This is a genomic window from Azospirillum sp. (assembly GCF_035627195.1).
GTDB lineage: Bacteria > Pseudomonadota > Alphaproteobacteria > Azospirillales > Azospirillaceae > Azospirillum.
Window position 1 is genome coordinate 1 of sequence record NZ_DASPMG010000084.1, and the last position, 22862, is coordinate 22862.

The following is a 22862-nucleotide window of genomic DNA, read 5'->3' on the forward strand; positions in this document are numbered from 1 at the left end:
CATCGGGAGGATCGCCTGATGACCGACCGTCCGGACACCGACCCCTGGCAGCGCTTCCGCGACGTCACCCGCGCCCGCATCGGGCTGGGCCGCAGCGGCGACGGGTTGCCGACCAAGGCGCTGCTGGACTTCCAGCTCGCCCACGCCCGCGCCCGCGACGCGGTGCATGGCGCCGTGGATTTCGACCGGCTGGCCGCCGACCTCGCCCCGCACCCGACCATCCGCGTGCACAGCGCGGCCCCCGACCGCGCCACCTACCTGCGCCGGCCGGACCTCGGCCGCCGGCTGGACGACGCCAGCCGGGCGGCGCTGCCGGCGGGCGCGTGGGACATCGCCTTCGTCATCGCCGACGGCCTGTCGGCCGCCGCCGTCCAGGCGCACGCGGCCCCGCTGGTGCACGCCTGCCTGGCGCGCCTCGCCGGCTGGTCGGCGGCGCCGGTGGTGCTGGGGGCCCAGGCGCGCGTGGCGCTGGGCGACGAGGTGGGGGCGTTGCTGGGCGCCAAGCTGGTGGCGCTGCTGGTGGGGGAGCGGCCGGGGCTGTCGGCGGCGGACTCGCTGGGCGTCTACCTGACCTGGGCGCCGGAGCCGGGCTGCCCGGATTCCCGGCGCAACTGCATCTCCAACATCCACGCCGCCGGCCTGCCCATCGGCGCGGCGGCGGACAAGCTGTGCTGGCTCGCGGGCGAGGCGGCGCGGCTGAAACTGACCGGGGTGGCGCTCAAGGAAGACGCCCCGGTTCTGCCGGGCCCAGCGGCCGGGCCGCAAAGCATCGACCAATCATAACGCAAGAACAGGAGGGTACAGGGCATGACGGAGAGCGCGAAACCCGAACTGAAACGGAGCCTGAGCGGCCTGCACCTGTGGGGCATCGCCGTCGGGCTGGTCATTTCCGGCGAGTACTTCGGCTGGAGCTACGGCTGGGCGGCGGCGGGAACGCTGGGGTTCCTGGTCACCACGGTGCTGATCGCGGCGATGTACACCACCTTCATCTTCAGCTTCACCGAGCTGACCACCGCGATCCCGCATGCCGGCGGCCCGTTCGCCTACAGCTTCCGCGCCTTTGGGCCGAACGGCGGGTTCGTCGCCGGCTTCGCCACGCTGATCGAGTTCCTGTTCGCGCCCCCGGCCATCGCGCTGGCGATCGGCGCCTACCTCAACGTGCAGTTCCCGGCGCTGGATCCCAAGCTGGTGGCGGTGGGCGCCTATGTGGTGTTCATGGGGCTGAACATCGCCGGCGTGTCCATCGCCGCCACGTTCGAGCTGTTCGTCACGGTGCTGGCGATCTTCGAGCTGGTGGTGTTCATGGGCGTCGTCTCGCCCGGCTTCTCCTGGTCGAACTTCACGGCCAACGGCTGGGCCGGTTCCGACAGCCTGTCGCTGGGGGCGCTGGGCGGCATCCTGGCGGCCATTCCCTTCGCCATCTGGTTCTTCCTGGCGATCGAGGGGGCGGCCATGGCGGCGGAGGAAACCCGCGACCCACAGCGCACCGTGCCGCGCGCCTACATCGGCGGCATCCTCACGCTGGTGGCGCTCGCCTTCGGCACCATGATCTTCGCGGGCGGCGTGGGCGACTGGACGCAGCTGTCCAACATCAACGACCCGCTGCCGCAGGCCATGAAGGCGGTGGTGGGCGAGTCCAGCGGCTGGCTGCACATGCTGGTGTGGATCGGCCTGTTCGGCCTGATCGCGTCCTTCCACGGCATCATCATGGGCTATTCGCGGCAGATCTTCGCGCTGTCGCGCGCCGGTTTCCTGCCCCCGGTGTTCGCGCAGCTGCACCCGACGCGGCGCACCCCGCACTGGGCCACGCTGGCCGGCGGCGTGGTGGGCATCGTGGCGATCTATTCCGATGAGCTGGTCACCATCGGCGGCCTGCCGCTGACCGCCAACATCGTGACCATGTCGGTGTTCGGCGCCATCGTCATGTACATCATGAGCATGGCCAGCCTGTTCCGCCTGCGCGCCATAGAACCGGCGCTGGAACGGCCGTACCGCGCCCCCTTCTACCCCCTGTTCCCGGGCGTGGCGCTGGGGCTGGCGCTGGTGGCGCTGGCGACGATGATCTACTTCAACGCGCTGGTCTTCGGCCTGTTCGTGGCGCTGATGGCGACGGCGTGGCTGTTCTACCGCTTCACCGCCGACATGCGCAGCAACGGCGAGACCGACCCGCTCCTGAACCTGGCGCAGGTCGAGGCGCGGACCATGACCGACTGAGTGGGCGGAGTGGATGGGATGGGCCGCCACCCCCGGAATGGCGGCTCACCAGAACTATTGGCCAATTGAACTTTTGTTGAAATCCGGCGAGTCCTTTCCCCGACACGGCACGCGGTTTGCTGAATCCGCGGGCGTGTCAGGGAAAGGGCGGTATCATGACGCTGCGCCGATCATTTCCTCAGCAGAATCCCGGCGGCTGCACGCCGGCTGTGCAACACAACATCCTGGCGGCCGCCGCCTGCGGCATCACCGACTTCATCGAACGCCAGGGGGGACGCTCCCACCGGGTCATGCTGCGCGCGGGCATCGACGAGCGCGCGCTGGAGCGGCCGACGCTGGCGCTCGACCTTGGCGCCTACGTGGCGATGATGGAGGTCGCCGCCCGCGACACCGGCAACGACAACTTCGGCCTGCTCTACGGCCAGCAGTTCCAGCCGGAGATGCTGGGCCTGATCGGGGCCGTCGCGCTGGCCTCCCCCACGCTGGGCGCCGCACTGGACAACCTTGCACGGCTGTTCCCCTTCCACCAGCAGGCGACCGAGACGCGCTTCCGCCGCGACGGCGGCCTGCTGCGGCTGGAATACCGCATCCTCGACGGCCGCGTGGTGGAGCGTCGGCAGGACGCGGAGCTGACCATGGGCATGTTCGCCAACGTGGTCCGCGCCTGCCTGGGGCCGGCCTGGATGCCGGAGGAGGTGCACTTCGAACACCCCCGCCCCGAAGCGTGGCGCCAGCACGAGGCGGTCTTCGACGCGCCGGTCCATTTCGGGCAGCGGACCAACGCGCTGGTCCTGCGCGACCGGGACCTGGACCGGCGGATGCCGGCGGGCGATCTCGCGCGCCTCGCGACGCTCAGCGGCACGCTGGTGGGCATTGCCCGCGGCACGGGCAATCCGGGGCTCCTCGACCGCCTGAAGGCGGAGATCCGGGCCTGCCTGCCCGAGGGCTACCCCTACATCGAGGACGTGGCCGGGGCGCTGGGCACCGCCCGCTGGACGCTGCAGCGCCGGCTGGGTGAGGAGGGGCTGGTCTTCTCCGACGTGGTGGAGCAGGTGCGGCGGGATCTGGCGGCGGTCTACATCCGCCAGCCGCACGTGCCGATCACCGACATAGGCTTCCTCCTGGGCTATTCGGAGGTCAGCGCCTTCAGCCGGGCGTTCCGCCGCTGGTACGGCGTGTCGCCCAGGGCCATGCGCGACCGCTCCATGGGGACACCGTCGGGGTCCGGGGGAAGCGGCAGCGGCATGGGCGTCCCCGCGCGGTGAGTTTCCTTGCGCGGATGCTCCGCCAGCCGGATGGCGAGCGCCGCCACGGTCAGACGCGCGTTGGCCGCCGGCATCACGCCCTCGCCGACGGGCCTACCCGGCGTTCTTGCGCTTGCGGCCGCCGAGGTCGACGAGGTCGGCGCGCCCCATGCGGCGCAGCGACACCTCCAGCCGCGCCTCGGCGTTGCGAATCTCCTGGAGCGCGCTGTTGATGTAGGTGATGTGGTGGGAGGCGGCGTCGCGCGCCCGCTCCGGGTCGCCGTCCATCACCGCTTCGTACACCGCCTTGTGCTGGTCGATCAGCAGGTCGCGCACGCCCTTGCGCTCGTACAGCTTGGCGCGGTTGTAGAAGATGTCGTTGCGCAGCAGGTCGGACAGGCTGCGCATGATGTGCAGCAGGACGACGTTGTGCGTCGCCTCGTAGATCGCCAGGTGGAAGTCGGCGTCGGCGTCCGCCTCCTCGCTGGAATCGTCCTTGCCGTGCGAGGCCTCCATGCGCTCGTACGCCTCGCGGATGGCGTCGCGGTCCACCTGGGTGGCGCGACTGGCGGCGTAGTAGGCGGCCGAGCCTTCCACCGTGCTGCGGAACTCCAGGTAATCGAAGGTTGCTTCCGGGTTCTCGCGCAGCAGCTGCACCAGCGGGTCGCGGAAGGTGGCGCCCAGGCTCTCCGCCACATAGGTGGCGCCGTGCGGGTCGGCCACCAGCAGGCCGCGCTCCGCCAGCTTGGCCAGCGCGTCGCGCAGGCTGGGGCGCGAGATGTCCAGCTTGGCGGCCAGCTCGCGCTCGGCCAGCAGCCGCTCCCCCGGGCGCAGGGCCCCTTCCAGGATCAGCCGCTCCAGGTGTTGGGCAACCGTGTCGGCCAGCTTCGCCGGCTTGATCGAATCCGCCTTCATTCCGCCTGATCCACCGCGTCCAACGCCTTGCGTTCCCTTAAATTTTTACCATCCACCCGGTGGGCTGTCCACGCACATGGGGATGGTCAAATAATTTTACCATTGCACCGCATTGTCAGATTGATTATCCGTGCTGCCGAGCTTTGGTGCACACACCGACCATAAGGGCAACCGGCGGACAACAGAATTGCCGGACCCCGCGCTAGAGACGGCATCCAGGGGTGTGCCGCCGCGGATCCATTTGGAGGAAACACATGGCCTGGTCACAGGTATACGACCCATTCAACAACATGTGGTTGTCGACGTTCATCGCCTCGCTGCCGGTCCTGGTGATGCTGGGCGGACTCGGCATCTTCCACATGAAGGCGCACAAGGCGGCCCTTCTTGGCCTCGTGGTGGCGCTGGTCGCGGCGGTGGCGGCCTTCGGCATGCCGGCGGCGATGGCCGGCAAGACGGCGCTGTACGGTGCCGCCTACGGCCTGCTGCCGATCGGCTGGATCGTCCTGAACATCATCTTCCTCTACAACCTCACCGAGCAGCGCGGGCAGTTCAAGATCCTGCAGGAAAGCATCACCGGCATCACCAACGACCGCCGGCTCCAGCTCCTGCTGATCGCCTTCTGCTTCGGCGCCTTCTTCGAGGGCGCGGCCGGCTTCGGCACGCCGGTGGCGGTGACCGGCGCCATGCTGATCGGCCTGGGCTTCACGCCGCTGGCCGCTTCCGGCCTGTCGCTGATCGCCAACACCGCCCCGGTGGCCTACGGTGCGCTCGGCACGCCGGTCATCGCGCTGGCCGCGGTGACGGGCCTGCCGCTGCTCGACCTGTCGGCGATGATCGGCCGCCAGCTGCCGTTCTTCTCCATCATCGTGCCGTTCTGGCTGATCATCGCCTTCGCCGGCTGGCGGGGTGCGATGCAGATCTGGCCGGCCATCCTGGTGGCGGGCGTGTCCTTCGCCGTCCCGCAGTTCCTGGTGTCGAACTTCCACGGGCCGTGGCTGGTGGACGTGATCGCCGCCATCGTCTCGCTGGTCAGCGTCACGCTGTTCCTCAAGGTGTGGCACCCCGCGCAGATCTGGACCTCCACCACCGGCAGCGGCGCGGAAGCCCTGACGGCCGCCGCCGGTGCCGCGGTGGTCAACGCCGGCGCCCCGGCGCGCGGCGGCCACAGCTACACCGCCGCCGAGGTGCGCCGCGCCTGGACGCCGTGGGTCATCCTGTCGGTGCTCGTCTTCCTGTGGGGCGTGCCCGAGGTGAAGCTGTTCCTCGACAACCTGTCGGTCTTCAAGTTCCCCATCGACGGCCTGCACCAGATGATCGTGCGCGTGCCGCCGGTGGTGACGAAGCCGCACCCGGAGAACGCCGTCTACGTGCTGAACTGGCTGTCGGCCACCGGTTCGGGCATCTTCATCGCCTCCATCATCGCCGGCCTCGCCATGGGCTGCTCGGTCAAGGAGCTGGTGCAGACCTACGGCCGCACGCTGTGGATGATCCGCTATTCGCTGATCACCATCTCGGCCATGCTGGCGCTGGGCTTCACCACCCGCTACTCGGGCCTGGACACCACGCTGGGCCTCGCCTTCGCCAACACCGGCTTCCTGTACCCGTTCTTCGGCACGCTGCTGGGCTGGCTGGGTGTGGCGCTGACCGGGTCCGACACGGCGTCCAACGTGCTGTTCGGCAGCCTGCAGAAGGTCTCGTCCGAACAGCTGGGCCTGCCGCCCACCCTGATGGCCGCAGCCAACAGCTCGGGCGGCGTCATGGGCAAGATGATCGACGCGCAGTCCATCGTCGTGGCCGCCGTCGCCACCAAGTGGCACGGGCACGAGGGCACGATCCTGCGCTACGTCTTCTGGCACTCGATCGCGCTGGCCTGCCTGATCGGCGTGCTGATCATGCTCCAGGCCTACGTCTGGCCGTTCACCGCGATGGTCATCGGCCGCTGACGACGGGCCGCTGACGCCCAGGACCGGCCGGGCACGCCCCGGCCGGTCCCCTTCTTCCCCCGCGACTTCCGAAAGCCCGTCCGATGCTGCCCGCGCCCTACGACCGTCTGCATGCGGCCCTCCGGGACGTCATCCCGTCCGAGCGCCTGATCGTCGATCCCCTGCGCACGCTGGCCTACGGCACGGACGCCAGCTTCTACCGCCTCGTCCCCAAGATCGTCGCCGTGGTCAACGCCGAGGAGGAGGTGCGGCAGCTGCTGCGCCACGCCCGCGCGCTGGGCACACCCGTCACCTTCCGCGCCGCCGGCACCAGCCTGTCGGGCCAGGCGGTCAGCGACAGCGTGCTCGTCCTCCTGGGTGACGGCTGGCGCGGTTGCCGCATCGCGCCGGGCGCCGAAACGGTCGCCCTGCAGCCCGCCGTGGTGGGCGCCGACGCCAACCGCAAGCTGGCCCCCTTCGGCCGCAAGATCGGCCCCGACCCGGCCTCCATCGCCACCGCCAAGATCGGCGGCATCGCGGCCAACAACGCCAGCGGCATGTGCTGCGGCACCGCGCAGAACAGCTACCGCACGCTGGCCTCCATGCGCGTCATGCTGGCCGACGGCACGCTGCTGGACACCGGCGACGACGCCAGCCGCGCCGCCTTCGCCCACAGCCACCCCGCCCTGCTGGCAAAGCTGGCCGAGCTGGGCGAGCGCACCCGCGCCGACGCGGATCTCGCCGCCCGCATCCGCCGCAAGTTCGCCATCAAGAACACCACCGGCTACAGCCTGAACGCGCTGGTGGACTTCACCGACCCGTTCGAGATCCTCCAGCACCTGATGATCGGCTCGGAAGGCACGCTGGGCTTCATCGCCGAGATCACCTACCGCACCGTGCCGGAGCACGCCGACAAGGCCAGCACCCTGCTGCTCTTCCCCGACATCGCGGAGGCTTGCCGCGCCGTTGCGCTGCTGAAACCCACGCCCGTGTCGGCGGTGGAGCTGATGGACCGCGCGGCCCTCCACTCCGTGCAGGGCAAGCCCGGCATGCCCGCCGTGATCCGCGGCCTGGACGAGCGCGCCGCCTGCCTGCTGGTGGAAACCCGCGCGGAGGATGCCGCGGCGCTCACCCGCAACATCGCCGCCATCGGCGCGGTGCTGGACGGCTGCACGCTGCTGCACCCGGCCGCCTTCTCCACCGACGCGGCCGAGTGCGAGACGTACTGGAAGATCCGCAAGGGCCTGTTCCCGGCGGTGGGCGCGGTGCGCCGCACCGGCACCACGGTCATCATCGAGGACGTCGCCTTCCCGGTCGAGCGCCTCGCCGAGGCCACCGTCGAGCTGCAGCACCTGTTCGAGCACTACGGCTACCACGAGGCGATCATCTTCGGCCACGCGCTGGAAGGGAACCTGCACTTCGTCTTCACCCAGGCCTTCGACACGGACGCCGAGGTCGACCGCTACCGCCGCTTCATGGACGCGGTGTGCGCCATGGTCGTGACGAAGTACGAAGGCTCCCTGAAGGCGGAGCACGGGACGGGCCGCAACATGGCCCCCTTCGTCGAGATGGAATGGGGCGCCCAGGCCTATGGCCTGATGAAGGAGATCAAGGCCCTCTTCGATCCCGAAGGGCTGCTGAACCCCGGCGTCATCCTGAACGACGACCCGGAGGCGCACCTCAAGCACCTGAAGCCCATGCCGGCCTCCGACCCGCTGGTGGACAAGTGCATCGAGTGCGGCTTCTGCGAGCCGACCTGCCCGTCGCACGGCTTCACCCTGTCGCCCCGCCAGCGCATCGTCGGCTGGCGCGAGATCGCGCGGCTCTCCGGCGCCCCCGGCGAGCGGGCGCGGGTGGAGGCTCTGCACGCCGCCTACGACCACCAGGGCATCGACACCTGTGCGGCGTGCGGGCTGTGCTCCACCGCCTGCCCGGTGGGGATCGAGACCGGGCTGCTGGTCAAGGCCCTGCGCGGCCGCCGCGCAACGCCGGTGCAGCGCCGCCTGGGCCGCTTCGCCGCCGAGCACTTCGGCGCGGCGATGGGCGCCGCCCGGACGGGGTTGAAGATCGCCGACCTCGCCCGCCGCGCCGTCGGCGCGGACGGCGTCACCGCCGCCGCCGGGGCGCTGCGCCGCCTGACCGGGGAGCGCACGCCGCACCTGCCGCGTACGCTGCCGACCGCGCTGGCCTTCCAGCCGAAGGTGGGCGCGGGTGACGGCCCGGCCGTCGTCTACGTGCCCAGCTGTTCCAGCCGCACCATGGGTCCGGCCGCCGACGATCCCGAAAGCACACCGCTGCCGCAGAAGGTGGAGGGGCTGTTCCGCAAGGCGGGCTTCCGCGTGCTCTACCCGGATGGCCTGTCCGGCCTGTGCTGCGGCATGCCGCTGGAGAGCAAGGGCTTCGCCGACCAGGCCGACGCCAAGGCCGACGAGACGGCGGCGGCCATCCGCGCCGCCAGCGACAACGGCCGCCTGCCGGTGGTCATCGACACCAGCCCCTGCGCCTTCCGCCTGAAGCGCCACCTGGCCGAGGACGGGCTGAAGGTGCTGGATCTGGTGGAGTTCATCCACGACCACCTGCTGGACCGCCTGGAGTTCACGAAACGCAGCGAACCGGCGGTGCTGCACCTCGCCTGCTCGCTGCGGCGCATGGGGCTGGAGGGAAAGCTGGAGGCCGTCGCCGCCAAGTGCGCGGAGCAGGTGGTGGTGCCGGACGGTGTCGGCTGCTGCGGCTTCGCCGGCGACAAGGGCTTCACCCAGCCGGAACTGAATGCGCATGCGCTGCGCCACCTGAAGCCGGGCCTGCCGCAGGGCTGCTCGGGCGGGTACTCCACCAGCCGGACCTGCGAGATCGGCTTGGCGCACCACGCCGGCATGCCGTACCGTTCCATCGTGTACCTCGTGGACGCCTGCACCACGGCGAAGGCAACGGCGAAGGCACCCGAGGGACAGGCGGCACGCGCCGCGGAACCCGCGTTCTAAGCGGGACAGGAGGAAACGCACCCATGACCACCACGCGTCCCGACACCGTCTATTTCTTCGGCACCTGTCTGGTCGACCTGTTCTACCCGCAGGCCGGCATGGCCGGCATCGAGCTGCTGCAGCGCGAGGGCGTCCGCGTCGTCTTCCCGCAGGGGCAGAGCTGCTGCGGCCAGCCCGCCTACAACTCCGGCTACCGGGAGGAGGCGCTGAAGGTCGCCCGCGCCCAGCTGCGCCTGTTCACGGCGGACTGGCCGGTGGTCGTCCCGTCCGGCTCCTGCGCCGGCATGATGGGGACGCACTGGCCCGAACTCTTCCACGGCGAGCCGGAGGAGGAGCGCGCCAGGGCCGTGGCCGCCCGCACCTTCGAGCTGACGCAGTTCCTGGTCAACGTCCTGAACGTGCGCCTGGAGGACAAGGGGGAACCGGTGCGGGTGACGTGGCACGCCTCCTGCCACGCCCAGCGCGAGATGGGCGTGGTGGACGAGCCCAAGGCCCTGCTGCGCCAGCTCGCCAACGTCGAGCTGGTGGAGCTGGCGCGGGAGAAGGAGTGCTGCGGCTTCGGCGGCACCTTCGCCGTGCGGCACCCGGAGATCTCCGCCGCCATGGTCGAGGACAAGGTCGCGGACATCGAGGGCACCGGGGCCGGGGCCGTGGTGTCGGGCGACTGCGGCTGCCTGATGAACATCAACGGCGCGCTGGAGGCCGGGAAGAAGCCCGTCCGGGGCAAGCACATCGCCGAATTCCTGCTGGAGCGGACCAATGGCGCACGCTGACATTGATTTCGGCCCCATTAATTTCAGGGGGGCCTCGCGCGCGGCGCTGAAGGATCCGCAGCTGCGCGCCAACTTCCGCCGCGCCATGGACGGGCTGATGTCCAAGCGCGCCGTGCAGTTCGCCGACAGCGCGGAATGGCACGCCATGCGCGCGCTGGGCGCCTCGGTGCGCCTGCGGGCCTTGTCCAAGCTGCCGGAACTTCTGGAGAAGCTGGAGGAGAACTGCACCCGCAACGGCATCACCGTCCACTGGGCCTCCACCACCGACGAGGCCAACGCCATCGTGCTGGAGATCATGCTGCGCGTCGACGCCCGGCTGGCGGTCAAGGGCAAGTCGATGGTGTCGGAGGAGATGCACCTCAACGCCTTCCTGGAAAAGCACGGCATCGAGGCGCTGGAGGCGGACCTGGGCGAATACATCGTCCAGCTCGACCACGAGATGCCGTCGCACATCATCATGCCGGCGATCCACAAGAACACGAAGCAGATCGCCCAGCTGTTCCGCGACAAGATCCGGGGAGCGGAATACACCGAGGACGTGGCGCAACTGACCGACCTCGCCCGCCGCGTGCTCCGCAAGAAGTTCATGAACGCCGACGTCGGCATCTCCGGCGTCAACGCCGCTGTGGCGGAGACCGGCACGCTCTGCCTCGTCGAGAACGAGGGCAACGGGCGCATGGTCACCACCGTGCCGCCGGTGCACATCGCCGTCATGGGCCTGGAAAAGGTGGTCGAGAAGCTGGAGGACGTGCCGCCGGTCCTGAGCCTGCTCACCCGCTCCGCCACCGCGCAGCCGATCACCACCTACGTCAACATGATCACCAGCCCGCGCAAGGCGGGCGAGAAGGACGGCCCGCGCGAGATCCATCTGGTGATCCTCGACAACGGGCGCTCGAAGATCTACGCGGACGAGGAGTTGCGCCACACGCTGCGCTGCATCCGCTGCGGGGCGTGCATGAACCACTGCCCCGTCTACACCCGCGTCGGCGGCCACGCCTATCAGGCACCCTACCCCGGCCCCATCGGCAAGATCCTGGTGCCGCAGATGGAGGGGCTGGATAAGCGGGGCGAGATGCCGCACGCCTGCACCATGTGCAACGCCTGCGTCGAGATCTGCCCGGTGCAGATCCCCATCGCCGGCCTGATGAACCGCCTGCGCGCCGAAGCTGTCCACCCCGGCGACGCGGTGAAGGATGCAGGATCCCAGCGCTCGATGGCCGAGGCGCTGGTGTGGAAGGGCTGGGCGGCGACCTTCTCCTCCCCCGCCGCGTACCGGATGGCGACGACGGTGCTGTCCACGGTGGGCAACGCCGCCCCGGCCTCGCTGCCCTTGCTGAAGGAATGGACCAGCGTGCGCGCCAAGCCGCGCTTCGCCGGCCGCACGCTCCACGACCTCGCCCGCGAGAAGGGGATCCCCGATGCCTGACGCCCGTTCCACGATTCTGGCGAAGCTGCGCGCCGGGCGCGACGCCCACCCGGTGGAGACGGTGCCGTCCGACTTCACGGTCCTGCGCGACAAGCGCTGGGACCCCGCCGAGCGGCTGGAGCGCATCAAGCGCATGATGGAGGCCGTGCACACGGAGTTCGTCGACGCCACCGAACAGGATTGGCCGGCGGTGGTGCAGGCCTTTTTGAAGGAGGCGGGCGCCAGGACGCTGCTCTACGCCCCCGCCACGCCGGCCGGCGCGCGCCTGGAAGCCGAATGGGCCGAGGGCGGGCCGGACCTCGTGCGGTACGACCGCAGCGTGGACGAGTTCAAGGAGGAGATGTTCACCGCCATCGACGCCGGCATCACCCAGACGCTGGGCGCCATCGCCGACACCGGCAGCCTCATCCTGTGGCCGAGTGCGGAGGAGCCGCGCCTGCTATCGCTCGTCCCGCACATCCACGTGGCGCTGCTGAGGGCCGACGCGCTGTACGACACCTTCTGGCAGGTGATGACGGAAAACCGCTGGGCCGACGGCATGCCGACCAACGCACTGCTGATCTCCGGCCCGTCCAAAACCGCCGACATCGAACAGACGCTGGCCTATGGCGTCCACGGGCCGAAGCGGCTGATCGTGGTGGTGGTCCGATAGGCCGGGCACCCGGAGCGTGTGTCGGTCGCGAACGCCGGAAGGGGCGGTCGGAGGGGGAGCGTGTCCGCTCCCCAACCGTCATACCGGCGGCGCTTGATCGCTTCCATCGAGCGCCGCCGGCAAAACCCGACAGCCCCTTGCGCAGCAAGGGGCGAGAGGGTGATACGGACGAAGCCTTCAGGCGCCGTTCGTATCATTTCACCAGCGGGCAGCCGCTGTCCTTCGGCGCGATGTACGCCTGGTCGCCCGGGATCTTCTTGAGGACCTTGAAGTAATCCCACGCGTACTTCGCCTCGGCCGGCGTCTTCACCTGCAGCAGGTACATGTCGTTGAGAACGCGGCCGTTGTCGGCGACCTTGGCATCCCTCATCATCATGTCGGTGACCGGGGTGGCGCGGATCCTGGCGGCGACCTTGTCGGCATCGTCGGTGCCTGCGTCCTGCACGGCCTTGAGGTAATGCTTGACCGACGAATACATGCCGGCCTGGTTCATCGACGGCTTGCGGCCGGTCCGCTCCTCGAACTTCTTCGACCAGGCGCGGGTCTCGTCGTTCATGTCCCAATAGAAGGAGTTCGCCAGCGTCAGGCTCTGCGCCGTCTCCAGGCCGAGCGCGTGCACGTCGTTGACGTTCAGCAGCAGGCCCGCCAGCGTCTGGCCGCTCTGGGGAATGCCGAACTCGGCGGCCTGCTTGACCGCGTTGATGGTGTCGCCGCCGGCGTTGGCGAAGGCGATGACCTGCGCGCCCGAGGCCTGCGCCTGCAGCAGGAAGGACGAGAAGTCGGACGCACCCAGCGGATGGCGCACGCTGCCCTTGATGGTGCCGCCAAGCTGCTTGACGGTGCCGGCGGCTTCGGCCTCCAGCGAATGGCCGAAGGCGTAGTCGGCGGTGATGAAGAACCAGCTCTTCTTGCCCTGCTCCACCAGCGCGCGGGCGGTGGCGGAGGCCACGGCGTGGTTGTCCCAGGTCCACTGGAAGCCGTACGGGCTGCACTCCTTGCCGGTCAGGTCGGTCGAACCCGGACCGGACATCAGGAAGAGGCGCTTCTTGTCGCGCGTGATGCTCTGGACGGCCAGTGCGGCCGCCGAGTTCGGCACGTCGCCGACGACGTCGACCTTCTCGGTGTCGATCCACTGGCGCGCCAGATTGGCGGCGATGTCCGCCTTGTTCTGGTGGTCGCCGACGATGATCTCGATCCTGGTGCCGTTGATGGCGTTGCCGAACTCCTCGGCGGCCATCCGCGCAGCCACCGCCGAGCCCTCGCCGTTGATGTCGGCGTAGATGCCCGACCGGTCGGACAGCATGCCGATCCTGATGACGTTGTCCGACATCTGGGCCTGGGCTCCACCGGCCGCCAGGGTGGTCGCCGCCAGGGTGGTCAAGGCGACACCGGCGAGAAGAACGTTGCGCATGGTTTGCTCCCTAGTGTGTCAGTTCTTGGTGTTTGGGCACGTCAGTGGGTCGTGTAGCCGCCGTCCACGGGGATGGCGGCGCCGGTGATCGACGCCGCGGCGTCGGAGCACAGGAAGGCGATGGCGGCCGCGACCTCGTCGGGCGTCACCAGCCGGCCGGTCGGCATCTTCTGGAGGAACACCGCCTTCAGCACCTGATCCTCCGGCAGGCCGGTGACCTGCGCCTGCTGGGCGATCTGCTTTTCGATGATCGGGGTCAGCACTGTGCCGGGACACACCGCGTTGCAGGTGATGCCATGTTTGGCGACCTCGATCGCCACGGCCTTGGTCAGGCCGATGACGCCGTGCTTCGCGGCGACGTAGGCGGGCTTGTGCGGCGCCCCGACCATGCCGAGGACCGACGCCGTGTTGACGATGCGCCCCCAGCGCCGCTCCATCATCGACGGGAGCGCCGCCTTGATGGTGTGGAAGGCGGCGCTCAGGTTCACCGCGAGCAGCAGGTCCCACTTGTCCTCGGGGAACTCGTGCAGCGCCGCCACGTGCTGCACCCCGGCGTTGTTCACCAGGATGTCGATCGGGCCGAGCGTCCCGGCCGCCGCCGCCATCATGGCGCGGGCCTCGTCCGGCCGGCTGAGGTCGGCGTTCGAATAGACGATCGTGGTGCCGCTCTGCTCGGCGATCTCGGCGCAGGTCCGGTCGATCTCCGCGCGGTCGCCGAAACCGTTGAGCATCACGTTGCAGCCGCGGCCGGCCAATTCGCGGGCCGCCGCGAGCCCGATGCCGCTGGTGGAGCCGGTGACGACGGCGTTTCTGTTTCGCATCGCTGTTTCCTTCGAAAGTCCTGGAATGCTGGGGTCGCCTTAGAACGCCACCTGGTCGGCGCCCTTGAGGCCGAGCCGGGCGCGCGCCTCGGCGGGGGTGGCGATGTCGAGCGACAGTTCCTCGAGGATCCGGCGGATCTTCGCCACCTGCTCGGCGCTGTTGCGGGCGAGCCGGCCCTTGCCGAGGTAGAGGCTGTCCTCCAGCCCGACGCGGACGTTGCCGCCCATGCCGCCGGCCATGGTGGTGAACGGGATCTGGTGGCGGCCGGCCGCCAGCACCGACCATTCGTAGTCGCCGCCGAACAGGCGGTCGGCGGTCTCGCGCATGAAGACGAGGTTGCGCGTCTCCGCGCCGATGCCGCCGAGGATCCCGAAGATCGTCTGGACGAACAGCGGCGGCTTCACCAGCCCGCGGTCGAGGAAGTGCGCGAGGTTGTACAGGTGCCCGACGTCGTAGCACTCGAACTCGAAGCGCGTGCCGCAGCCCTCGCCCAGATGCTCGAGGATGTAGGCGATGTCGCGGAAGGTGTTGCGGAAGATGAAGTCGTCGGTGCTGCGCAGGTAGGGCTCCTCCCAGTCGTGCTTCCAGTCCTTGTAGCGGTCGGCCAGCGGGAAAATGCCGAAGTTCATCGAGCCCATGTTGAGCGAGCACATCTCCGGCCGGGCCAGAAGCGGAGCGGCCAAGCGTTCCTGCACCGTCATGTTGAGCGAACCGCCGGTGGTGATGTTGAGCACCGCTTCGGTGGATTGCTTGAGGCGCGGCAGGAACTGCATGAAGACCGCCGGATCCGGCGTCGGCTGGCCGGTGCGGGGATCGCGGGCGTGCAGGTGCAGGATCGCCGCCCCGGCCTCGGCCGCGCCGAGCCCCTGCTCGACGATCTCGTCCGGCGTGACCGGCAGCGCGTCGGACATGGTGGGCGTGTGGATCGACCCGGTCAACGCGCAGCTGATGATGACTTTCTTCTGTGATGCGGCCATGCAAGGCCCTCCTGTGTGTCCGGTCCGGGAGACCGGAGACGATTGAAAATCAGCCGCGCTCCGCGCCATCCAGCCGCTGGAGGTGGAGCGCCAGCCGGTTGTGGACCTCGGCCCGCTGCGCTGGCGTCCAGGTCCGGAATCCGGCACCGGCCTTCATGCCGAGCCGTCCGGACGCGACCAGTTCGCGCAGCAGAGGCAAGGGGCCGGGTGTGCGGTCGAGATCGGGCAGGACGTGCTCGTGCACCGCGAGCGTCAGGTCGGTGCCGACGAGGTCGGCGTTCTCCAGCGGCCCGAGAACGGCCAGACGCCGGCCGAAGCCGGCCTTGACCACGGTGTCGAGCGTCTCGGCGTCGCACACGCCGTCCTGGACGAGGGCGATCGCCTCGCGCCAGAGCGCGTGCTGCAGGCGGTTGCCGATGAAGCCGGGCACGTCCTTGCGGACCTGCACCGGCAGCTTGCCGATGGAGGCCAGCAGCGCGGTCATCGCGGCGATCGCCGCGTCGCCGGTCTCGGCCGTCCGGATGACCTCGACCAGCGGGATCAGATGCGGCGGGTTCCACCAGTGGGTACCCATGGCGCGGGTTTTGTCCCGCAGCGGCTCCATGATCCGGGTGATCGGAATCACCGAGGTGTTGCTCGCCAGGAGCGCATGGGCCGGAGCCGCGGCCTCGATCGCCGCGAAGACGCGCTGCTTGAGGTCCAGGTTTTCGGGGACGGCCTCGATGACGACGTCGGCGCGTGCGACGGCCTCCTCGATGGTCTCGCACGGGTGAATCGCGTCCGCGGCCACATCGTCCTGCCCAAGCTCCCGGAGATTGCGGCGGACGCGGTCGACGATGGTGGTCCGGAGGTCGGGGTCGGGCTCCTGAATGTCCACGCGGTGGCCGGCAACGGCGAAGGCCTGTGCGATCCCGTGCCCCATCAGCCCGGCGCCGATGACGCCGATGTTCTTGACCCCGATATGCTGGCTGGTCATGCCCTGTGCTTTCCTCCCTGCCTGTACGGGCAACGCTGTCCCGGTTCGGGGACCCGCATCCCAACTTTTCTTGACACCGGGAAAGCAACAGGTGTGCCAGCCAACAATATCGTTGTGCGGCAATGGGTTTGGTTGATTGTTGTCGTCGGCTGGCGGGAGATCTGTTTTCGATGTGGACATCGCCCCGCGATGCCATGCGCAGCCCCAGCAAATCAGCGCTCTCGCCGTGTGCCGGATTTTGACAGATACTGTTCAGAATATTGACAGGCGGCGAAGCAGGGGAACGCAGGCCATGCCGACGGGACGGGACGAGCAGTTCGCTGCGGCGCGCGCCTTGATGGCGATGATAGACGAGATGATCGACGGCGCCATCCTGGTCGATCGGGACGCGCGCATCGTCTGGTCCAACGACAAGCACGTCTGGTTCAACGACAAGCAGATGGCGTCGCTGGGATTCCGCTCGCCGGCGGACATCGTGGGACAGCCGGTCGAGCGCGTCATCCCGCACAGCCGGATGCGCGAGGTGGTGGAAACCGGCCGCTCGCTTCCGCTCGACATCATGCGCTACGGCGAGCACACGCTGCTGGTGAGCCGCCTGCCGTTGCGCGACGGGCAGGGGGAGGTCATCGGCGCCCTCGCCTTCGCCCTGAAGAACAGCCTCACCTACCTCCGGCCGATCGCCGACCGCTTCAACAAGCTGCAGTCGCGCCTGGCCCGCATGGAACGGGAACTCGCCTCAAGCCGGGCGTCGAAGTACACGGTCGAGAACCTGATCGGCTTCAGCCCCGCGATGCTCCAGGTGAAACGGCTGGTGCGCAAGGCGGGACAGATCCATTCGGCGGTGCTGCTGCTGGGCGAGACGGGGACCGGCAAGGAACTGGTGGCGCACGCGATCCACGCCGCGTCGGACCGCGGCGACCACCCCTTCGTCGGCATCAACGTCGCGGCCATTCCCGAAAGCCTGCTGGAGGCCGAGTTCTTCGGCGTCGCTCCCGGCGCGTACACCGGAGCCGGGCGCCAGCCGCGGCCCGGAAAGTTCCAGCTGGCGCACGGCGGCACGCTGTTCCTCGATGAAATCGGCGACATGCCGCTGCCGCTTCAGGGCAAGCTGCTGCGCGCGCTGCAGGAGCGTGAGGTCGAGCCGCTCGGATCCAACCAGATCGTCAAGGTCGACGTGCGGATCATCGCGGCGACCAGCCGTCCACTGCCGGAGATGGTGCGCAGCGGCGCGTTCCGGTCGGACCTTTACTACCGGCTCAACGTCTTTCCCATCCACCTGCCGGCGCTGCGGGAACGCAAGGAGGATCTGGAGATCCTCGCCTCCCTCTTCCTGGAAAGGACGGCGATGAGTCTCCACCAGCCGATGCGCGACCTGACGCCGTCGGCGCTCGGCGTGCTGCATGGATACGACTGGCCCGGCAACGTCCGCGAACTGGCCAACGTCATCGAACAGGTCTGCGTGCGCACCGAAGGAGAGACCATCACGGCCGAGGACTTCACGGACATCCTCCCGAAAGCCGCCGTCCATCGCCCGGCCTCACCGGGTGCCGGTCGCCCGCTCTCCGAAGCGGTCGACGAGTTGGAGCGGTCGCTCATCCTCGCCGCGCTCAAGGAGACGCACGGCAACAAGTTCGAGGCCGCACGGAACCTTGGCCTGTCACGCACCAACCTCTACGCGAAATTGCGCAAACACGACATCCCATCGGATTGGGACGGCCGAGACAAACCCGGATCATGACGGTGTCGGCGAGGCGGGGCCGTGCCGGCCGAGCGCCGCTTCGGAGACGACCGCCTTTCGCCGGATCAGCCCGACAACGACGGCGACAGCCGCGCTGGACCGTGCCAAACTCAGCGTTTCAGCAGCTTCAGAGGGTAATGGCAGGGAATCCGGCGGTCCGCCGGGGCCACCTTTCAACGCTCCACATTGCCCGATCCACCGGTGAACGTCTGCGTTTCCAGGAATGAACGCGCCCTGACGACCACCGTCCGGCGGCCGACGGGACCTCACGAGCCATCCGATACGGAAGCAAAATAGCTTATCAGTATCATCTCGACACGTGAACGCCGCCCGGAAGCATCGCTTCCGGGCGGCGCAGACGATGCTGTCCGATCAGCGCTGGACGGAGAAGAGGCTCTGGCCGGCGAAGTTGCCGATGCCGGCGGCGGTGTTCTGGCCGGCCAGCGTGTTGGCGGTGCCGAAGCCCGCGCCCTGGAAGACCATGCCCTGCTGCACCGCCTTGTTGCCGATGCCGGCCGCCGTGTTGCCGAGAACCGCCGTGTTGGCGCCGCCCGGCAGCCCCGGCGCGCCCAGCAGGCGCCCGCCGCCGGCCCCCTGCATGGTCATGACACCCTGCTTGGCGACGTTGCCGATGCCGGCCGCGGTGTTGTTGATGGAGGCCGTGTTCGAGCCGCCGAACAGGCCGCCGCCGCCGAACTGCTTGGTCATCGCCTGCTGGACGGCGACGTTGCCGATGCCGGCGGCGGTGTTGTTGGCGGAAACGACGTTCTGCGCCATGGCGGGGGCGGACAGGCACAGGACGGCGGCGGCGGCGAACAGGGTGTGGCGGATCATGGTGGCGGTTCCTTTCGGGTCTGGGTGGGGCCGGGGCCGTGTCGGTCCGGCGCGTTGTCGGTGGACAGACCCTACCCGTTCCCCGGAACCGCCGCTGTGAGCCGCGCCACAAAGCCCCGTGCTTTCCCCAGCCGCCTGCCTACGTCAGATGCTGCCGCGCCAGATAGTCCTCGCTCTGCATCTCCATCAGGCGTGACACCGTGCGCTCGAATTCGAAGGCGTGGCGGCCTTCGGGGTAGAGGCGTTCGGGGGGGCCGTCGGCGGCGATGACGACGTTCACCTTGTGCTCGTACAGCGCATCGATCAGCGTCATGAAGCGCTTGGCCTCGTTGCGCTTCTCGTCGCTCATCTTCGGCACGTCGTCGATCAGAACCGTGTGGAAATGCGTGGCGATCGCCAGGAAGTCGGCGGCGCCGAAGGGCTTGCCGCACAGGTCCCAGAAATCCACCCAGGCCACGCCGCGCGCCGCGCGCTCGATGTCCACGCGCCGGCCCTGGACCAGCAGGTGCGTGCAGGCCCCCGCCTCGCCGTCGGTCAGCATGGTGAAGGTCTCCTTCATCCGCTGGTCCGTCGCCGGGCCCAGCGGCTGGAAGTACACCGGCTTGCCCTTCAGCCGGTCGAGGCGGTAGTCGACCGCCCCCTCCAGCGCCAGCACGTCCAGCTTCTCCTTCAACAGCGCGATGAAGGGCAGGAACAGCTCGCGCTGCAGGCCGTCCTTGTACAGCAGGTCCGGCGCCCAGTTGGAGGTCGCGACCACCACGACGCCCAGGTCGAACAGGTTGGTGAACAGCCGGCCCAGGATCATGGCGTCGGCGATGTCCACCACGTGGAACTCGTCGAAACACAGCAGCCACGCCTCGTCCGCGATCTGGCGCGCCAGCTCGGGCAGCGCGTCGTCCGGCCCCTGCCCCTTGCCGCGGCCCTGGCGGTATTCGTGGATGCGGCGGTGCACCTCCAACATGAAGGCGTGGAAATGGACGCGGCGCTTGCGCTCCACCGGGGCGGTCTCGAAGAACAGGTCCATCAGCATGGACTTGCCCCGTCCAACGCCGCCGTACATGTACAGCCCCTGCGGCGCCTCCACCGGTTCCGGCCGGCGGGCGAGGCCGAAGCGCTCGCGCCAGCCGACCTTGCCGGTCTGCGGGCGATAGTTCTTCAGCGCGTGATACAGGCTCTGCAGCTTCTCGGCGGCCAGTTCCTGGTCGGGATCCGGGCGCAGCGTTCCCTGGCCGCGCCGGGCACGGTAGAGCGAAAGCGGTCCTTCGGTCATGGCAGGAACGGGGGCTGCGGACGGGGACGGGCGGAGGTCCCTTACCTAGCGGATGGCGTGCCGCGGCGCAATGCGAGTCCGCCGGGCGACTCCGCTGGGCGACTCCGCTGGGGCGAGTCCGCCGCCCCGCCTTCATGCGCGGGGAGGGAGGATGGCGGATGGGGACGAACAAATGCCCGGAACGTGCGCAGGGTCAATGTTCCTTAAGGATCGTGGCGCAAACATATTCCCTGTGTCCGGGCCGCAGCCGGCGATTACCGATTGATCGCACGATCGGTCCCCGCCTAGGGTGCGGCCTTCCCGACCGGCCGCGCACGCGGCACGGCCACCGCGCACGGAGCAGCGTTCGTTCACATGTCCAGTGGGCACATGTCCAGCGGGGATCGCGGCAGCGAAGCGGCCGTACGGCGCCCGGCCACGGGTGGGCGCGGCGGCATCGGCGGCGGCGCGCTGGCGTCGGTCGGCTTTCTCATGGTCGCCTCGGGCATCGCCTTCATCCTGGTGGTCAGCGCCCTGATCGGCTTCGGCGTCTGGCAGCACCACGGCGAGGCGAAGGACCACGCGCGGCAGACCGTGCAGCACCTCGCCCGCATGCTGGAGGAGCAGACGGTCCACGCCGTGGCCGGCGCCGACCGGCTGTTCACCGACATCGCCTACGTGCTGAGCATCCGCGCGGACGCGCGCCAGCGCGCGGCCGACGGCGTGTACCGCTACCTGAACGACCGCACCGAGGCGTTCCCGCAGATCACCGCCATCGTGGTGGTCGGCCCCGACGGCCGGATCCTGCACCACTCGGCCGACACCAGCCCGCCCGACGTCGACCTCTCCGACCGCGGCTATTTCGCCGTGCACCGCGCGAACGCGGACGCCGGGCTCTACATCGGCGCGCCGACCGCCAGCCGCGTCTTCCCCGGCAAGTCGGTGGTCCCGCTGAGCCGCCGCCTCACCACCCCCGACGGCGGCTTCGGCGGGGTGCTGGTGATCCTGCTGGACACCGTATACCTGAACACCAGCCTCGCCGACCTGCGCACGTCGGCGCACGGCACGGCGACGCTGGCGCTGGACGACGGCACCGTGCTGGCACAGCAGCCGCCGGGCGGGACGCCGGGCGGGCTGCCGGTGGTGCGCGGCCTGTCCGACTGGCCGGAACTGGCCGCCGCGGTCGCCGCGCGCCGGGACGGCACGCTCGACCTCGTGGCGCCGCGCGAAGGCCAGGGGCGCATCGTCAGCTTCCGCCATGCGCGCGACTTCCCGCTGGTCGTCATCACCACCCTGCCAGAGGACGTGGCGCTGGCCGACTGGCGGCGCGACACCGCGGCCTGGACCTTCATCCTGGTGGCGATGATCTCGGCCATCGCCATGCTCACCTGGTACGTGGTCAGCCAGCAGCAGCGGCGCGAACAGGACCAGGCGAAGCTGGCGCGCGCGTCGCGCCGCATCCGCGGCATCCTGGAATCCATGATGGACGCGGTGGTCACCATCGATGCCCGCGGCCGCATCGAGACGTTCAACCCGGCGGCGGAGCGCATGTTCGGCTACACCGAGGCGGAAGCGGTGGGGCAGAGCGTCGGCCTGCTCATCCCCGAAGGGTTCCGCGCCGACCACGGCCGCTGGATGCAGGAGTACAGGCCCGGCGCCTCGCGCATCATCGGGCAGGACCGCGAGGTTCTGGCGCTGCGCCGCGACGGCACCACCTTCCCGATGAACCTCGCGGTCAGCGAGCTGGTGCTGCACGGCGGCGACCAGGAGTCCGGCCCGTCGCGCGTGTTCGTCGGCGTCATCCGCGACATCACCGTGCGCAAGCAGAAGGAGGCGGAGCTGCTGGCCGCCAAGAGCCAGGCGGAAATGGCCAACCGCGCCAAGTCCGAGTTCCTGGCGAACATGAGCCACGAGCTGCGCACCCCCTTGAACGCCATCATCGGCTTTTCGGAGATTCTGGACAGCGAGTTCTTCGGCAAGCTGAACGACCGGCAGAAGTCCTGCGCCAAGGACATCCACGACAGCGGCAAGCACCTGCTGGACATCGTCAACGCCGTGCTCGACATGTCGAAGATCGAGGCCGGCCGGTACGAGCTGACGGAAGAGGTGATGGACCCGGCCGAGGCGGTGGCGCAGTGCCTGATGATGGTGCGCGACCGCGCCCAGGACGGCGGCATCGAGCTGCGCAACGAGATTACCGGGCGCCTGCCGCACGTCTGGGCCGACCGGCGCGCCTTCAAGCAGGTGCTGCTGAACCTGATGTCCAACGCCGTGAAGTTCACGCCCGAGGGCGGCAGCGTCGCCGTGCGCGCCGCGGTCGGCGAGGACGGCGGCCTTGCCGTGTCGGTGGCCGACACCGGCATCGGCATCCCCAAGGAGTTCATGGAGCACCTGTTCGAGCCGTTCCGCCAAGCCGACAACTCGGCCAGCCGCCGCTACGAGGGCACCGGGCTGGGCCTGTCGATCTCCAAGAACTTCATGGAACTGCACGGCGGCACGCTGGCCTGCGACAGCGCCGTCGGCGTGGGCACCACCATGACCGCCCGCCTGCCCGCCAGCCGGGTCCTGACCGCCGACGCGACGGGGCCGGCGGACGCCGAGAAGGAAACGGAAGCGGCAGAGTAAGCCAGCGATCGGCCCCTGTCGATTGTCCTGGCCTATCGCTGCGATCGGGACAAGCGATTGGACGCGGACGGGCACGCGGACCATCCTCTCGTAAGGATAACAC

The 22862-nt window shown here is 69.3% G+C and carries 17 protein-coding genes; 10 read left to right on the top strand and 7 right to left on the bottom strand.

Translation table 11 applies throughout. The annotated features are described in order from the left end of the window. The 3 genes from eutC to qhpR form a co-directional block, all read left to right on the top strand. A partial coding sequence (eutC, locus tag VED21_RS07320; protein ID WP_414638159.1) for an ethanolamine ammonia-lyase subunit EutC occupies positions 1–783 on the top strand: 783 nt, incomplete at its 5' end. 24 nt (positions 784–807) lie between these two features. Then, the gene (eat, locus tag VED21_RS07325) at positions 808–2214 is read left to right on the top strand and encodes an ethanolamine permease (protein WP_324881670.1); all 1407 of its coding nucleotides are present in this window, start codon (positions 808–810) and stop codon (positions 2212–2214) included. Positions 2215–2423: 209 nt separating this feature from the next. After that, entirely contained in the window at positions 2424–3479 is a 1056-nt protein-coding gene (gene qhpR / locus VED21_RS07330) for an AraC-like transcriptional regulator QhpR (RefSeq protein ID WP_324881671.1), read from the top strand. A 93-nt stretch (positions 3480–3572) separates the two neighbouring features. Here the strand turns inward: qhpR and VED21_RS07335 are convergent, their stop codons facing one another. Continuing rightward, positions 3573–4373 carry an FCD domain-containing protein gene (locus VED21_RS07335; protein ID WP_324881672.1) on the bottom strand — a complete coding sequence of 267 codons (801 nt, stop codon included), beginning with the start codon at positions 4371–4373 and terminating at the stop codon, positions 3573–3575. 254 nt (positions 4374–4627) lie between these two features. Here VED21_RS07335 and VED21_RS07340 point away from each other — a divergent pair, with 254 nt between their 5' ends. The 5 genes from VED21_RS07340 (at position 4628) to VED21_RS07360 (ending at position 12127) form a co-directional block, all read left to right on the top strand. Further along, positions 4628–6316, top strand: coding sequence for an L-lactate permease (locus VED21_RS07340; protein WP_324881673.1), 1689 nt, complete (start codon positions 4628–4630; stop codon positions 6314–6316). An 83-nt stretch (positions 6317–6399) separates the two neighbouring features. After that, positions 6400–9276: an FAD-binding and (Fe-S)-binding domain-containing protein gene (locus tag VED21_RS07345; protein WP_324881674.1), complete on the top strand. Its 2877-nt coding sequence runs from the start codon at positions 6400–6402 to the stop codon at positions 9274–9276. A gap of 23 nt (positions 9277–9299) precedes the next feature. Further along, positions 9300–10049: a (Fe-S)-binding protein gene (locus tag VED21_RS07350; RefSeq protein ID WP_324881675.1), complete on the top strand. Its 750-nt coding sequence runs from the start codon at positions 9300–9302 to the stop codon at positions 10047–10049. Beyond that, on the top strand, positions 10036–11475 hold the full coding sequence (locus tag VED21_RS07355) for a LutB/LldF family L-lactate oxidation iron-sulfur protein (protein WP_324881676.1): 1440 nt from the start codon (positions 10036–10038) through the stop codon (positions 11473–11475). The genes VED21_RS07350 and VED21_RS07355 overlap by 14 nt, the downstream gene beginning before the upstream one ends. Continuing rightward, positions 11468–12127 carry a lactate utilization protein gene (locus VED21_RS07360; RefSeq protein ID WP_324881677.1) on the top strand — a complete coding sequence of 220 codons (660 nt, stop codon included), beginning with the start codon at positions 11468–11470 and terminating at the stop codon, positions 12125–12127. Before VED21_RS07355 ends, VED21_RS07360 begins: the two co-directional genes overlap by 8 nt. A 193-nt stretch (positions 12128–12320) precedes the next feature. Here VED21_RS07360 and VED21_RS07365 read toward each other — a convergent pair whose 3' ends face one another. Genes VED21_RS07365 through VED21_RS07380 form a run of 4 tightly spaced genes read right to left on the bottom strand, consistent with a single transcriptional unit; the run spans position 12321 to position 16313 of the window. After that, entirely contained in the window at positions 12321–13538 is a 1218-nt protein-coding gene (locus VED21_RS07365) for an ABC transporter substrate-binding protein (RefSeq protein ID WP_324881678.1), read from the bottom strand. Between the two features lie 41 nt (positions 13539–13579). Beyond that, on the bottom strand, positions 13580–14359 hold the full coding sequence (locus VED21_RS07370; protein ID WP_324881679.1) for a 3-hydroxybutyrate dehydrogenase: 780 nt from the start codon (positions 14357–14359) through the stop codon (positions 13580–13582). A 39-nt stretch (positions 14360–14398) separates the two neighbouring features. After that, complete coding sequence (locus tag VED21_RS07375) at positions 14399–15337, bottom strand: 3-keto-5-aminohexanoate cleavage protein (protein ID WP_324881680.1); 939 nt, start codon at positions 15335–15337, stop codon at positions 14399–14401. 49 nt (positions 15338–15386) lie between these two features. Then, the gene (locus VED21_RS07380; protein WP_324881681.1) at positions 15387–16313 is read right to left on the bottom strand and encodes a 3-hydroxyacyl-CoA dehydrogenase family protein; all 927 of its coding nucleotides are present in this window, start codon (positions 16311–16313) and stop codon (positions 15387–15389) included. Positions 16314–16605: 292 nt separating this feature from the next. On the opposite strand from VED21_RS07380, the gene VED21_RS07385 reads away from it, so the two are divergent. Beyond that, positions 16606–18051 carry a sigma-54 interaction domain-containing protein gene (locus VED21_RS07385; protein WP_324881682.1) on the top strand — a complete coding sequence of 482 codons (1446 nt, stop codon included), beginning with the start codon at positions 16606–16608 and terminating at the stop codon, positions 18049–18051. A 372-nt stretch (positions 18052–18423) separates the two neighbouring features. Here VED21_RS07385 and VED21_RS07390 read toward each other — a convergent pair whose 3' ends face one another. Continuing rightward, the gene (locus VED21_RS07390; RefSeq protein ID WP_324881683.1) at positions 18424–18885 is read right to left on the bottom strand and encodes a hypothetical protein; all 462 of its coding nucleotides are present in this window, start codon (positions 18883–18885) and stop codon (positions 18424–18426) included. A gap of 139 nt (positions 18886–19024) precedes the next feature. Beyond that, positions 19025–20155 (bottom strand): cell division protein ZapE, encoded by a 1131-nt coding sequence (gene zapE / locus VED21_RS07395; protein ID WP_324881684.1) that lies wholly within the window; start codon positions 20153–20155, stop codon positions 19025–19027. Between the two features lie 369 nt (positions 20156–20524). Between zapE and VED21_RS07400 the strand changes: the two genes are divergently transcribed. Beyond that, complete coding sequence (locus VED21_RS07400) at positions 20525–22759, top strand: ATP-binding protein (protein WP_324881685.1); 2235 nt, start codon at positions 20525–20527, stop codon at positions 22757–22759. The last annotated feature ends 103 nt before the right edge of the window (positions 22760–22862 follow it).